The 14,024-nt window shown below is 49.4% G+C and carries 11 protein-coding genes; all 11 read left to right on the forward strand.

What is annotated here, in order from left to right; genetic code table 11:
• The first annotated feature begins 44 nt into the window (after window positions 1–44).
• Window positions 45–1,298, forward strand: a complete 1,254-nt coding sequence (locus GGR41_RS01205; protein ID WP_167660283.1) for a D-amino acid dehydrogenase — start codon at window positions 45–47, stop codon at window positions 1,296–1,298.
• 7 nt (window positions 1,299–1,305) lie between these two features.
• Complete coding sequence (locus tag GGR41_RS01210; protein WP_167660284.1) at window positions 1,306–2,604, forward strand: extracellular solute-binding protein; 1,299 nt, start codon at window positions 1,306–1,308, stop codon at window positions 2,602–2,604.
• 103 nt (window positions 2,605–2,707) lie between these two features.
• Window positions 2,708–3,556 (forward strand): TrbG/VirB9 family P-type conjugative transfer protein, encoded by an 849-nt coding sequence (locus GGR41_RS01215; RefSeq protein WP_167660285.1) that lies wholly within the window; start codon window positions 2,708–2,710, stop codon window positions 3,554–3,556.
• A 6-nt stretch (window positions 3,557–3,562) separates the two neighbouring features.
• Window positions 3,563–5,122, forward strand: a complete 1,560-nt coding sequence (locus tag GGR41_RS01220; RefSeq protein ID WP_167660286.1) for a type II secretion system protein GspD — start codon at window positions 3,563–3,565, stop codon at window positions 5,120–5,122.
• Window positions 5,122–6,372 carry a type 4b pilus protein PilO2 gene (gene pilO2, locus GGR41_RS01225; RefSeq protein WP_167660287.1) on the forward strand — a complete coding sequence of 417 codons (1,251 nt, stop codon included), beginning with the start codon at window positions 5,122–5,124 and terminating at the stop codon, window positions 6,370–6,372. Before GGR41_RS01220 ends, pilO2 begins: the two co-directional genes overlap by 1 nt.
• On the forward strand, window positions 6,359–6,781 hold the full coding sequence (locus tag GGR41_RS01230; protein ID WP_167660288.1) for a hypothetical protein: 423 nt from the start codon (window positions 6,359–6,361) through the stop codon (window positions 6,779–6,781). Before pilO2 ends, GGR41_RS01230 begins: the two co-directional genes overlap by 14 nt.
• On the forward strand, window positions 6,781–8,517 hold the full coding sequence (locus GGR41_RS01235; RefSeq protein WP_167660289.1) for an ATPase, T2SS/T4P/T4SS family: 1,737 nt from the start codon (window positions 6,781–6,783) through the stop codon (window positions 8,515–8,517). Before GGR41_RS01230 ends, GGR41_RS01235 begins: the two co-directional genes overlap by 1 nt.
• Window positions 8,511–9,614: a hypothetical protein gene (locus tag GGR41_RS01240; RefSeq protein WP_167660290.1), complete on the forward strand. Its 1,104-nt coding sequence runs from the start codon at window positions 8,511–8,513 to the stop codon at window positions 9,612–9,614. Before GGR41_RS01235 ends, GGR41_RS01240 begins: the two co-directional genes overlap by 7 nt.
• A 15-nt stretch (window positions 9,615–9,629) precedes the next feature.
• Window positions 9,630–10,205 carry a pilus assembly FimT family protein gene (locus GGR41_RS01245; protein ID WP_077733521.1) on the forward strand — a complete coding sequence of 192 codons (576 nt, stop codon included), beginning with the start codon at window positions 9,630–9,632 and terminating at the stop codon, window positions 10,203–10,205.
• 7 nt (window positions 10,206–10,212) lie between these two features.
• Window positions 10,213–11,307: a hypothetical protein gene (locus tag GGR41_RS01250; RefSeq protein ID WP_167660291.1), complete on the forward strand. Its 1,095-nt coding sequence runs from the start codon at window positions 10,213–10,215 to the stop codon at window positions 11,305–11,307.
• Between the two features lie 96 nt (window positions 11,308–11,403).
• Window positions 11,404–14,022 carry an alanine--tRNA ligase gene (gene alaS, locus GGR41_RS01255; protein WP_167660292.1) on the forward strand — a complete coding sequence of 873 codons (2,619 nt, stop codon included), beginning with the start codon at window positions 11,404–11,406 and terminating at the stop codon, window positions 14,020–14,022.
• Window positions 14,023–14,024: the final 2 nt, after the last annotated feature.

Here is a 14,024-nt window from a genome sequence, read left to right on the forward strand (position 1 = left end):
CAGTCCTAGGCACGTCTTAGGGCGTGCCTAAAAGCGAGAGGCCCATGAAAATAGTAGTGTTAGGTGGTGGAATTATCGGTATAGCCACAGCGTGGTGGTTAGCGGACGAAGGGCACGAGGTCATTGTTATTGACCGCCAAGCAGCTGCCGGTCTTGAAACAACGCGCGCATGTGGCGGTATTGTTTCTGCTTCGTATGCCGAACCGTGGGCCAATCCTCACGCCCCGTGGTACTTATTACGTTCATTATTTAAAGACGATGCACCGCTTTTCTTTAAGCCGTCTTTAGATAGTAAACAATGGTTATGGAGTCTGGCCTTTTTTCGTGAGTGCCAAGCGTCTCGGTTCGAAAACAATATGCGGGCAATGGTGCGGCTGGCCGAGTACAGTCGTTCGCTCTTAGCACAGTTACGCCAAGAGCTAAAAATCAAATACCCCTATCATCAAAATGGTATTTTGAATTTTTACCGCGACGAGCAAAGCTTCAGTTTGTCGCAATCCATTGCAGATCGCCTGCGCGATGTAGGGGTAGAGCGCCGTTTACTGAGCGTCCCCGAGCTGTTAGCCTTAGAACCTTCGCTAAACGCCATTAAAGACCAACTAGTGGGTGGTGATTACTCCAGTGATGACGAGGCAGGCGACGCCTATGCTTTTACCACACAGCTTGCGCTGCTAGCCAAAGCAAAAGGCGTACAGTTTATGTATCAGCACCAGGTAAAAAAACTGCATTGCGCAGATGGCAGAGTACAAGAGGTTGAGCTGATTGATCACCAAGGCCTCTATCAGCGGCTTCATGCTGATGCATTTGTGGTGGCACTAGGGGCTTATAGCCCACTGCTTGTCAACCCATTGGGTATTTCTTGTCCTGTCTACCCCGCTAAAGGGTATTCGGCTACATTTGACTGGGTCGAAGGCGCTGCAGCGCCCCAAGCTAGCCTCATGGACAGCAAAAATCACTTGGTTTTTTCCAGTTTAGGTACCAAACTACGTGTATCGGGTCTAGCTGAGCTTACCGGTTATGGGCGCGCACTCAGCCCCCAACGATGTGCAAAGATAGTTAATCTCACAAAAGAATTGTTCCCAAATCAACTTGATTTTGATAATGTGCAGTTTTGGTCTGGTTTGCGTCCTGCAACCCCATCAAATGTGCCATTGATTGGACGCACTCATATCAAAAACCTCTATTTGAATACGGGCCATGGCACCTTGGGGTGGACTATGGGCGTGGGGTCAGGGCGGGCGCTTGCCGATATTATGGCTAATCGCCATCCTGAACCTGAGTTTCCTTTTTTACATTGAAGGACTTATGACTAGCTATACTATTTTTACGCCTAAACGTTTATGTGGCGTTTTGTTTTCAGCCCTTGCTGGTTTGGTTTCCACATCTGCTTGGTCAGCCACCGATATTCAAGTTTGGTACAGCTTAAACGCGCACAATAAAAAAGTGTTTGAGCAATTGGTGAAAGACTTTAACAAGCAGCAAAAAGATATTGCGGTCAAGACTCGTGCATTTGATTCTCAAAACGACCTAGATGCTGCGCTTAGCTTAACTGCTGAAAAAGAGCGTCCTCATGTCGTGCAGCTGCCCGAGGTCTCAGGCATGGATGACGTGGCGACACGTGCTTATATTCAACCGCTTTATCAGGCCTTGAATAAAACCACGGCTAAAAATACAAAGTGGTTTTTGCCTAGCGAAAATAATTTTATGCATGACGCCAAAGGCCGACTGCTTGCTTTGCCGTTTATGGCAGAGATCCCCGTCATGTATTACAACATTGACGCTTTTAAAAAAGCCGGCTTAACGCCCACCCAGCCCTCACGTTCTTGGCAAGACTTACAGGGGCAGTTGGTTACCCTCGCCAATAACGGCTCTAGACGTTGTCCTTTAACGTCAGATCAGCCTGTGTCGATTAATTTAGAGAATTTAGCGGCGGTTAATAAACAGATTTATGGCCCCGGCGTAGGTAAAGGCAAAGTTGGCTTTAATTTCGACACCATGTACATTCGACATTTGTCGACAATGATTAGTTGGGTGCGTAGTGAAATCCTAGTGCATCCTTCTCAGTTTGTGCAGTCCCCGACTCGTTTTGCCGAAGGGGAGTGCGCCGTGTTTATGTCAAACTCTGGCAATATTGGCCAGTTTGCAGATCAGCGCCGTTTGGATTTTGCCGTAACCGGCATCCCCTATTACCCTCAGGTCACAGCCACACCAGGAAGCCCTTTTGTCACTGGGTCTGGCTTATGGTTGACTAAAGGTCATGGCGCTGCAGCAGATCAGGCCAGTGCCGAATTTTTAGCCTGGTTAGCGCAACCTGAACCGGCGGCCACCTGGTTCCAAAAAACCGGCTTTTTACCGTTAACTCAGGAAGCGTTTGCTAACACTGGGGCCGACTATTATAAAAACCTCGGTGATTGGCGTAGTTTGGTAGCGGTGTATAGTCAAAAGCCAGAAAATACAGCGCGTGGCTTTAAAATTAAAAACTACCATCAAATTCGAGCGATGTTTAATACCACCCTCGAGTCCGCCCTCGAGGGCAAGCAGCCCGCGATGACCGCTTTGCAGTCAGCCGCAGCAGAGGCCAACAAGCTCATTAATGCAAAGTAGGCTAATCTCAACACACGTATAAATACAATCTAGGCAGCCTGCCTAAAGCGCTCCAATATAGCACTCAAGACTTTTTGAGTGCTATTTTTTTATGGAGCTAGGCATGGTGTACAAAGCAATTGCAGCAACTGTGCTTTTGGTGGGCTTAAGCGGCTGTGAACACACGCATTCATGGCCACAGCGCTTTTCTTTCCTAGCGTCTCCTCCATCCAGCGCAGAACAATTTGACTTTAATTGGCAGTTATCTGGTGCCAGAGAAGTCGCTCCCATTCAGCTTTTTAGTACCCCAGATCAGATATGGTTACAGTTTGCTCCGCAGCAAACCTTACCCGCTATTTTTGCTCTCGATGCGGGACGCCATCGTGTCCTGCATTATCAACGCTCAGAACCATACGTCATTGTCAAAGGAAACTGGCAACAGCTTCTGTTTAAAGGGGCGCACCGAGAGGCCCAAGCACGTTATGTTTCCCCTGAGGTCAGTCCTCAAGCTCATCCTGCCGTCTCTTCATTCTCTGATGCCAATGGCTCTGTTCTAACGCAAGAACTCGCGGTCGCTCAGTCAACCGAGCCCAGTGCTGCACGCCAGCTTTATCCAGATACAGACCTCGATGTGCTAGCAGAGCCTGCCGTTGCATCGTTTGATTTGTCATCCATGCCGTTTCGTGCGGAACCCAGCGATCGTACCCTACGACATACCTTAAAACGGTGGGCGCAACGCGAAGGCTGGGAGTTCCAAGACCAGCATTGGGAACTGGAAATCGATTTGCCGGTGGTGTCTGCCGCCACATTTAGTGGGCCGTTTAACCAAGCGGTCGAGCAACTTATGCGTAGCACCGCATTAGGTAGCCGCCCCTTACAAGCCTGTTTTTACAGTAACAAAGTCATGCGTGTGATTGCATTAGCCCAGTCATGTGATCCCAGCGACCACCGTACTGTCGCAGCACAAGGGTAAAGGACTATGCGCATAGTATTCATTATCTTTGGAGGCGTCTTGTGTCTAAGTGGCTGTCAGCTCTTCGAGCCATGGCAGCGCGCTCAACAAAAATTTGTGCAGGAAAAAGAACACATTGATTTTCTGCAGCAGTCGGTACGTCATAGCGTTCAGACCAAGGCACCAACTCAGCACATAGAACAACCCTGGGTGGTGGGCAAGGTTCAACCTCTAGCTCGCGAACTGATCTTACCGCCTGCTTTTCAGGCGGATGTATCAACGACTTTAATTTTTCAAACACAGGCGCTCGATCTAGACCAAATTGCTGAACGCATTGCGTTGGCAACACAAATACCCGTACGCGTACAACCCGAAGCCAAGCTCAGCCCTGAAAGCTTTTTACCTGCTGGGCAGGCAAAGCTCGGACAGGCGGCCACCCGACGATTGCGACTCATGGGCAATCCCGAGCCCTTGGCACAAAGCCTCGACCGAATCAGCGCTTTTTTTGATGTAAGTTGGCGTTTTAGCGGCGAATTCATTGAATTTTATAAAGTGGAAACTCGCTCTTTCAAAGTACGAGCTTTGTCGTTAGCCGCAACTAGCCACGCCCGAGTAGGTAATCAGGTCGACGAGGCTACTGGCTTTAGTAGTCAATCGGGTACCGAACTCTACCAGGCAGATACGGATGAATGGCAAAACCTCAAAGCGCGTTTGGCATTATTCATGACGGGGGCGGGGCGCATTGTAGCGGTAAACGGAGGCAGCCAAACGGTAGTCGTTAGTGATACGCCATTTGCGCTAGACCAAATCGCCTTGTTCTTAGAGTCTGAAAATCAAGCATTGACACGTCGAGTCCGATTAGTCTTCGAGGAAATTACCCTTGGGTTAAAAACCGAGAGTGATTTCAACATAGATTGGAATGTGATTTTTGAAAGTGCGCAACTAGCCGCTTCGGCCACCTTAACCGGCATCGCTAACCCTGCTGTGCAGCAGTTGGGTGCAGCCATCAAACAAGGCCCTTTTAGCCAGAGCGAGGCCTTTATAAAAGCATTAGCTGAGGTCGCCCAAGTCGTCAGGCGTAACAGTATTCCTGTTCTAAGCCTCAACCGGCGCCCAGTCACGCATGCGTTACGTACGACGTTTAGTTATATCGACAAAGTGGAAAATACACCCTACAGCATAGGCAATGGTGCTATGACGCATTCCATTAGCCTCAGTCAAAAAGAAGAAACAGTAGGCTCTATTTTAACTTTAGTTCCAGATATTCAAGACGACGGTCAGGTCTTGCTATCAGTGGCCTATGACAACACCGTAGCCCAACCTTTAAAAACAATTGCTGTCGGTTCAGAGGACCAAGGCATGCAGGTGCAACAGTTAACCGTAGAGGGGTCTGCTACGGTCCAGCAGGTTTTACTGCGTCCCGGACAGCCATTGATTATTGCCGGTTTTGACCATAACGAACAGCAGCAGACTGAGCGCAGTATGGCACCAGGTCTGTCTATGCTCTTTGGGGGTGGCAAGCGCCTTCAGGATAAAAAGTTTAGAACCCTTTTAATGATCACAGCCCAAGTCGAGGAGGGGATGTAATGTCTCAAGAGCATCTACACATCTGTAGTCATTACCAGTTAGTTTTTGGATTGCGTTGGTTTCCATTATTGGGCGCATCCACCACTCAACAGGCACGCGTGCTGAGTAAACAATACCGGGCTCGGGCCTCTGTAGTCATAGGACGACACTTTATGTGTGTAGGCCTCAGCCAAAAAGAGCTAGGCCAAAAAACAACCCGTATTTCCGCCGCTGTGTGTTTTGCTTATCTGTTTCCCCGAGGGGTTCATGCTGCGATTTATCAGCTAGCCGAGCAACTGTATTGGCTGGTTGTGGTTCACGAGGGCACCCCTGTACGACAGGGCGACGTCTTGTTCCATACTCTCGATCAAGCCCAGCAGCGGGTCCATGAGTTTAAAAGTCATTACACCACCCTCGTATTGCAGGGCGAGACATTGTCTATTCAAGCCCTTCTGCCATTGATTAACCCAAGGCTACGAGCTAAGGCCCAGTTAAAACCAATACGTCAGCGATCGTGGGCATGGGCTACGGCGTGTGTTATTGGGATCGGGGGCCTGTACTGGAGCTATACCCCCCGTGTCTCGGTGGCAGCTATCGAGCCTCCAGTCGTCATTGTCGATCCATACACCACCTATTGGCAGCAGCAGGCGCGCCCCGTCAGTAACCACCATGCATTACAAGCCCTATTACATTATTGGCAGCAGTTGCCTCTTAGCTTGGCTCGGTGGGAATTAAGCACCTCGACATGCCAAATTCAGACGAGTGCATGGAATTGTACGCATGAGTTTAAGCCCGCAGCGGAAACAGCCACAGTGATGGATTTTAAACAAGAGTACCCTCAGCATTGGAGACTAACGCAAGCCGATCTACAACATATTCAAACGCAAGATACCGTTAGCTTCACCGTAACAGGTGCGCGGGCTTGGCACGACATGCACACCCATCAACAGCAATTTTTGGCCCAGTTACAACGACTAAAACCGGCGTTTCAAAGCATGGTACTGAAAGACCCTGTGGTATATGGCAAAGCAGCGGTCGAACGAGCACGAACTCAAGCAGACCCAAATGCCACCTTTCCACAACCCGTACCTATATTCGAACAGGCACTACACCTAAAAGGGCCTTTACGGTCGGTGGCATTGTTATTGGATTTCGACGAGCGTTTTTATTGGGAAAAAGCCTCTTTAACAGTAAATAAAAAAGCCAAGGCCAGTTTAAAGCACAGCGTGCTTCAGGCCCAACTGCATGGGGTGACTTATGTACGCAATTAAGCCCTCATCTCGGTTAGGGGTCACCATGGTTTGGTTGCTGTTGGCGTGGTTCCCCAGTTTAGCACTAGGGAACTCGTCCTTTGATATTGACAGGCAGCACGTTTACGAGCTCATGCGCTTAGAAACCGAGCAGCTACTGCAGCCTAAGCCCACCAGTCAGTCTAAAGCTTTAAAGACTGAACCCACCGACCAACTACGCCTAAAGGCCATGTACGGGGTGGGTAAACGAGTTTTGGCCGAGGTGCAATGGAATGGCCGTGATTACATTTATTTAAAAGGGCAAACTTGGCCTTTGGGTAGCACTTCCTCTAACACCTTACGTTTACTAAGCATGGCGGGGCGTTGCATCACATTAGCTCATCAAGACAAAACGCATCAGCTTTGTGTAGCTAGCCCAGGGGGTGAATAATGTGGCCTCGTTTTTTATCATTGTGGCGTCAAAGCGCACCCCCGTTGCTGATTAACCCAAGCCACGACCTAAGCCCTCGCGTTGCGGCGCCAGTATTAAGCCATCTAGAGCAAATACAGCAATTACAACCTAAGATCGAAAGATTACTCATCCAAGAGTTTGAGCTAGGCGAGCTAGTCAGTCGGTTGTGTCCTGTGCTGTTAGCCGATCAATCGGTGACGGTGTTTGCTATTGAAGAACATCAGGTAGGCGATGCGATAGACGCTTTGCACGCCCTGATCCAAAAAAAAGGCTACCAACTGGCTAAGGTGCCTTGTTATGTTGTTGGGGTGACGTTACTTTTAGAGCTCGTCCGAACAGCTCCGTCATCTCCCATGGCTAATCAAGCCGCAGGGTCGGGCGCGTTGTGGGCTCAAGCCGACTTATTTAATGCTTTTTTAGAAATAGTGCGTTGGGGGGTACTGCATCACGCCACAGACATTCATATCAATATTTTAACGGCCAGCCCCTATTCCGAGGTGCGTTTTTCTATTGCAGGGCGCTATAGTCACCCACCTAAATTTCAGGGCATAAGCACCCGTTTTTTACTTGATATGATGGCAGTGGTTTGGATGAGTATTCGTGGCGGCAACGGCGCAGTCTTTGATCCTCATAAAGAACAACAAGGAAGCCTGCACTGCGAAATAGAAGGCAAAAGCGTAATGCTGCGCTGGGGCTCGTTAGCGGCAGAGCTCGGTCCCAGTATTTGCTTGCGCATTTTGCAACGCCAGCTTGGCACAGTATTACCAGATTTAGCATCGCTAGGGTATTTGCCTGCACAGCAATTGCAACTGGAAAACAGTTTACTAGGCGACGGAGGGGCTGTGGTGTTTTCTGGTGCGGTGGGGTCGGGAAAGTCCACCACCTTGGCCGCACTCATTGCTCAGTTGCCAGCTTGGCGTAAATTAGTCAGTTTAGAAGACCCCGTTGAATACTTAATTTCCAATGCCGTTCAGGTCGCTCTAAGCCGAGACCTCTTCGAGGAGTCGCATCAGGTTTTTGGGGCCAAGTTACGCGCCTTGAAACGTGCCGCCATGACAGATGTGTTGCTAGGGGAAATACGCGATGTGGAAACAGGGCGTGCCTTTACTGACTTAAGCTCATCTGGCGTGCGTTTGTATACCACTGTGCATGCCGCCAGCGCAGCATTGGTTCCCGCCCGTCTGCATTCTGATTTTATTGGAGTATCAATGGATTTGCTAACGGCACCCAGCGTCATAAAGCTACTTGTGCATCAGTGTTTATTGCCCCGTTTATGTTCTTACTGCGCTATTCCGCTCATTACCTTAACGGATTATCCGCCTCAGGCTATACGCCGTCACCATCCTTTTTCGCAATGGATTCGCCAACTAAAGCGCTTAATGAAAAACATGGATCTTAGCCAAGTACGGGTGCGTTGCCTCTCAGGGTGTGAGCACTGTTTTAATACTGAGTTACCTGAACTAAAAGGCTGGCAGGGACGTGTAGTCAGTGCAGAGATTCTCGACCCCGCTTTATATCCTGATTATCTAGTTGCTCTATTGGCTCGCCAGCCCGTTTTACCCGTCTTACTGCAGGCCGGATGGAAACCGTTACGTTTTAATGCCTTAGAGCAAGTAAGCCTAGGCCGAATAGATCCTTTTGACTTAGAGCGTTATTTTGATGTGCTTGATAGTCCTGCTTGGCAGGGCAGGTGGCCGAAGGGGCGGCCATGCTAAAGCAATACTGGATGTGGTGGCAACGTTATTGGGACGTCAGTCGTTTTAAGCGGCAACGTGTTGATTATTTTAATTACCTGTCTCAGCTTTTACAGGGGACCAATGGGCAGTTGACCTTGCGTGCAGTTTTTGCCCTAGAGAGTCAGCGCTACGGCTTGAGCACCTATAGAGGGCGGCTAGCTACCTATTGGGGGCAGCAGTACGAGCAAAATGGGGGCGATTTAGTCCAAACTTGGGGCTCTCTGTTGTCTTCGGTAGACCAACTCGTTATTCAACTAGGACAGTTACGGGGCGACAATGCCTTAGCCGTTGCGCTTCAGTTACTGGCACAGCAACACCAAGAGCTCAAAGCGTTGCGCTCTCAACTCAGCCACATTTTGTGGCCAGTAGCTCTAGCCATGCTATTGCTGGGGTCAGTATTTAGCCTAATCCCTTTGTTTACCGTGCCAGAGCTAAAGTCTACGTTTGCTGTCTTGCCTGCGGCCTTGTATGGGGCTAAAACTCGCGCATTATTTGAAATGGCTGACTTAATGCGCTCGTATGGGCTCATCATGGCGGTATGTTTCAGTCTGGGTTTTACTGCAGTGCTCCTCTCGCTGCCTTGGTTAGTCGGCCCCATGCGCGACAAGGTAGATTGCCTTGAGCCCTGGGCAAGCTATAAAAAATTTCAAGTCACTTATTTGTTTGGCTTGCTGTCGTTACTGCTCAACCAGCAGGTGGCTCAACTACGGCTTGGCCAAGCAATACAGCAAATTGCTCAAGGCTCAGACAGATGGCTGGCTTGGCAAGCGCAAAAAATTCAAACCCGTATGCTGCAAGGCGAGGTCGGGGCTCGGGGGTTTGCGACGGGGTTATTACCGCGTGCTTGGCAATGGTTTTTCGAGGACATAGAACAAAGCCAAAGTCTCCTGCCTGCCATCAGCCTAATGCATCAACGTCTGCTTGATCACTTCAAAAAAGAATTACTGATTAAAGCCCATGTATGGCGGTGGTTGCTTTTACTGACTTGTGTGGGCGTTATGTTGGCTATCGGCGCATGGCATTACGTAGTGATTGATGAAATGCGCCGTGCATTGCTCATGTTTTATTCCCATTAAGCCGGAGACATACCCATGAAAACTTTTCCATTCGCTTTTCCTGTTTTTGTCCACTCTCCAATTAAAAATCAACGCCAAGCTGGCCTGTCGTTAATTGAAATATCCGTGGTTTCTGCCATTATTTTATTGATAGCTATTGTCAGCATTCCTGCGATTAATAGTTTTATTATAGAAAGCCGTGTGCCAAAGGTAGGCGAAGGGATTGCGCGTTTTGTGGTGAATCACAATGTAAATACCCCTTTGTACGAAGCCCAACCTTACGAGGGGGTAGATAATGCCTTGTTTGCGCAGCAGCTAGAAAGTGCTGGGGTATTTAATATCATAGGCAGTGGTGCAGGGGTACAAATACTGCATGGCTTAGGTAAAGAGGGCACGGTAGAGATCACAGGTGGGCAAGAGTTAAAAATCACTCTAGACAAGGTAAGCCATGCGGCATGCCCTGGCTTATCGTCAGTCTTGCAGCGTATTGCAAACACAATTAGCGTAGGATCAGAGGTCGTCAAATCAGAGAGCAAGGTGTATAACGCGGCTCATGCCCAAAAACAGTGCGAACGCGGTGATTCAAACACTTTTGAGTTTGTCATTAGTTAGGTGACTTATGCCTAAGCAACAGGGGTCGTTATTAATCGAGTTGAGCCTCGTACTGGCTGTACTGCTTGTGCTGGGCACCGGGTTAAGCACCTGGCTAAAACACACCGCAGAGCAGCAGAAAGCGGAAAATTTGGCTTATTTGATGTTGACGGTGCAGCAGGGGGTGCAACGCTATATCGATACCTATGCCACCCAACTTTTGCACGCCTCTAGCTCAGAGACACAGCTGCCTGGCGGCCAAGCTTGGCGCCCAACCATAGCTGATTTAATCCAGGCGCAATTTTTAGCGCCAGAGGTTCAGGGCGGTGACCACATTACTATTTATATTGAACCCGCAGGATGTGGTCCCGATACGTGTCATATCGAAGCGTTAATCGTTTACGACGCCCCGTTGCTATTGGACAAAGGGGGGGTAGATTTAGCAGCAACAGCGCAGTGGTTAACTAAAACCCAAGGAAAAGGCTACGTGGTCTACGAGCATAGCCCCCAATGGCTAACAGGGGCAGCGCGTCGTCTAGCTAACCCTTCTTTTCACATGACTCACGCATTAGCGGTAGGCAGTGTAGCGCTAGTAGCCACTACAGATAATGCAGAGTCAGCCTATCTACGGCTTAAAGAGCGTCGTAATCCTGACTTTCAAGCAGACGTAGACATAGCGGGGGCATTACGGGTAGAGCAAGATATTCACACGCAAGGGTTTTTGTTTTTAGCGCCATTGGCTCAGCCTCAGGCACCCTGCACAGAGGAAGGGGCATTGAGTCGCGAACAAAGTCGTTTGTTTATCTGTGAGGCGGGTCAATGGGTGCAGGTCGCCAAAAATGTGTTAACCGACCCATTAACAATTAAAGCGTTTTTCGAGGTGGTATTAGAGATGACCCACCCCCCTTTGCCTTTATATCAAGGGGGCTATTATGGTTTGTCTGTCGGAGCCCGTAGAGCCCCCGTTTGTTGGTTAGCCAACCCACTCGTAGGAACCTGTGCCTGTCCGCCGACCTCGACGGGCGCGATGTTAATTGGAACCAAGCCGTTGCCAAGCTATCACTCAACCAGTTTTTTAGCTGAGGCACGGACTATTTCAATTTATGGCTGTGCCAAAAGCTAAGTCGTTGGAATGCGACGTAGCGTAATTGTGCTGTTAGGTGTTTTACTAATCTATTACTATAATGGATTGTTACCTATTTTTGTCGTGCTGCTTTCAATGAAAACATCCGAAATTCGTCAAAAGTTTTTATCTTTTTTCCAAGAACGTGGTCACGAAATCGTGCCATCGTCTTCTTTAATTCCAGCTAATGACCCAACTTTGCTGTTTACTAACGCAGGTATGGTGCAGTTTAAAGATGTGTTTACGGGCAAGGAAACCCGTCCGTATACCAGCGCGACCTCTTCGCAACGTTGTGTACGTGCTGGTGGTAAACACAATGACCTCGAAAACGTAGGGTATACCGCCCGTCACCACACTTTCTTTGAAATGCTAGGCAATTTTAGCTTTGGGGATTACTTCAAAGAGGATGCGATCCGGTACGCCTGGGAACTGCTGACCAAAACTTACGGCTTGCCTGCGGAAAAGCTCTGGGTCACTGTTTATCACGAGGATGATGAGGCCTATGCCATTTGGAATGAACAGATTGGTGTGCCAGCCGAGCGCATTATCCGTATAGGTGACAAAGGCGGGCGCTATGTCTCTGACAACTTCTGGCAAATGGCAGATACTGGGCCGTGTGGGCCTTGTTCTGAAATCTTCTATGATCACGGCCCAGACGTATGGGGCGGCCCTCCCGGCTCTCCGGACGAAGACGGCGATCGCTATATTGAAGTCTGGAACTTGGTCTTTATGCAGTTTGACCGCGATGCTGAAGGAAATTTAAACCCGTTACCCAAGCCCTGCGTAGATACCGGTATGGGCTTAGAACGTATTTCTGCGGTATTGCAACATGTTCACTCCAATTACGAGATTGATTTATTTCAACACTTAATTCAGGCAGCAGCGCGCGAAACGCACACCCAAGACCTCAGTAATAACTCGCTGAAAGTCATTGCCGATCACATTCGCGCCTGTGCGTTCATGATCGTGGACGGTGTGATCCCTAGTAACGAGGGGCGCGGCTACGTTTTGCGCCGTATTGTGCGTCGTGCTTTACGTCATGGCCATAAACTCGGTCAAAATCAAGCTTTTTTTTACCGCTTGGTCGCTGATTTAGCGACGCATATGGGTGAAGCCTACCCAGAGCTCATCCAGCAGCAAAGCCGTATCGAGCAAATTCTCAAACAAGAGGAAGAGCGCTTTAGTGAAACCCTAGAGCACGGCATGAAGATTCTTGAATCTGCGTTGGCAAACTTACCCAAAGACGGCGTACTTGACGGTCAAACGTTATTTACGTTGTATGACACCTATGGGTTCCCTGTTGATTTAACTGCCGATATTTGCCGTGAGCGCGAGGTCGAAGTCGATCTAGCCGGTTTCGATCAAGCCATGCAGCGTCAACGCGAAATGGCTCGGGCTTCAGGTAAATTTAAAACAGCCGTTGCCGATCTGAAATACGACGGGGTAGAAACACAATTCGAGGGCTACGAGCAGCTAACCACAGCCGCTACGGTGACGGCCTTGTACGTAGATGGCAGTGCTGTAGAGCAAATCAACGAAGGCCAGGAAGCCATCGTTGTGTTAGATAGCACACCGTTTTATGCTGAGTCCGGGGGGCAGGTAGGCGATACGGGTGTGCTCCAAGGCGCAACGGCTGCGTTTACGGTTCAAGATACACAAAAACTGCTGGCTCAGGTCTTTGGTCATCATGGTGTCGTCACTCAAGGCAATCTTAAGGTCGGCGATTCAGTCCAAGCTCAAGTCGATGCCGATCATCGCCAGCATACCATTCGCAATCATTCAGCTACGCATTTAATGCACAAAGCATTGAAAATAGTATTAGGGGATCATGTCCAACAACGTGGTTCCTTAGTCGACGCTGATAAAACTCGCTTTGACTTTGCTCACGACTCTGCGCTCAGCATCGAGCAAATTGCTCAGGTCGAGGCCATTGTTAACCAAGAGATCCTCGCTAATCAGCCGGTGGCAGCTCAACTCATGAGCTTCGATGATGCCGTCAGTGGTGGGGCGATGGCGCTCTTCGGGGAAAAATACGGCGATGAGGTACGTGTTTTAGACATTGGTTTTTCACGCGAACTATGTGGGGGTACCCACGTAGCGCGCACCGGTGATATCGGTTTGTTTAAAATCGTCTCCGAAGGTGGGGTTGCGGCGGGGGTACGTCGTATCGAAGCCATCACAGGTGAAAATGCATTGGCTTGGGTGCAAAAACGCGAAGCCACCTTACAAGGCGCAGCCGCCAGTCTACGCACTCAGCCAGAAAAACTAGCCGAGCGTTTAATGCAATTGCAAACGCAATTGCGCGAATTAGAGCGCGAGCGCGATCAACTTAAAGATAAATTAGCTGCCTCAGCAGGCCAAGATTTAGTAAGTCAGGCTATCGAGTTAGCAGGTGGGGTCAAGCTTTTAGTGGCCGATCTGCCTGCAGCCGATCCTAAATCATTACGTACCACCGTAGATCAGCTTAAAGACAAGCTCAAGTCAGCCGTGGTGCTGTTAGCCACAGCTAAAGACGATAAAATCAGTTTGGTTGCTGGCGTAACCGCAGATATCAATGCCAAGGTCAAAGCAGGCGAGTTAATTGGTATGGTTGCGGCCCAAGTAGGGGGTAAAGGGGGCGGTCGTCCTGATATGGCCATGGGCGGAGGCAGCGACTCAGCCGCTTTGCCTGCTGCACTCGGTTCGGTCCAAGCGTGGGTCGAGTCTCAGCTTTAATT

This window comes from Paenalcaligenes hominis, from assembly GCF_011927625.1.
In the GTDB taxonomy this organism is placed as follows: domain Bacteria; phylum Pseudomonadota; class Gammaproteobacteria; order Burkholderiales; family Burkholderiaceae_B; genus Paenalcaligenes; species Paenalcaligenes hominis.

What these genes read in the sequence shown, in the direction of transcription:
- GGR41_RS01205 (WP_167660283.1), top strand. Translation starts at nt 45, where the DNA reads ATGAAAATAGTAGTGTTAGGTGGTGGAATTATCGGTATAGCCACAGCG.
- GGR41_RS01210 (WP_167660284.1), top strand. Translation starts at nt 1,306, where the DNA reads ATGACTAGCTATACTATTTTTACGCCTAAACGTTTATGTGGCGTTTTG.
- GGR41_RS01215 (WP_167660285.1), top strand. Translation starts at nt 2,708, where the DNA reads ATGGTGTACAAAGCAATTGCAGCAACTGTGCTTTTGGTGGGCTTAAGC.
- GGR41_RS01220 (WP_167660286.1), top strand. Translation starts at nt 3,563, where the DNA reads ATGCGCATAGTATTCATTATCTTTGGAGGCGTCTTGTGTCTAAGTGGC.
- pilO2 (WP_167660287.1), top strand. Translation starts at nt 5,122, where the DNA reads ATGTCTCAAGAGCATCTACACATCTGTAGTCATTACCAGTTAGTTTTT.
- GGR41_RS01230 (WP_167660288.1), top strand. Translation starts at nt 6,359, where the DNA reads ATGTACGCAATTAAGCCCTCATCTCGGTTAGGGGTCACCATGGTTTGG.
- GGR41_RS01235 (WP_167660289.1), top strand. Translation starts at nt 6,781, where the DNA reads ATGTGGCCTCGTTTTTTATCATTGTGGCGTCAAAGCGCACCCCCGTTG.
- GGR41_RS01240 (WP_167660290.1), top strand. Translation starts at nt 8,511, where the DNA reads ATGCTAAAGCAATACTGGATGTGGTGGCAACGTTATTGGGACGTCAGT.
- GGR41_RS01245 (WP_077733521.1), top strand. Translation starts at nt 9,630, where the DNA reads ATGAAAACTTTTCCATTCGCTTTTCCTGTTTTTGTCCACTCTCCAATT.
- GGR41_RS01250 (WP_167660291.1), top strand. Translation starts at nt 10,213, where the DNA reads ATGCCTAAGCAACAGGGGTCGTTATTAATCGAGTTGAGCCTCGTACTG.
- alaS (WP_167660292.1), top strand. Translation starts at nt 11,404, where the DNA reads ATGAAAACATCCGAAATTCGTCAAAAGTTTTTATCTTTTTTCCAAGAA.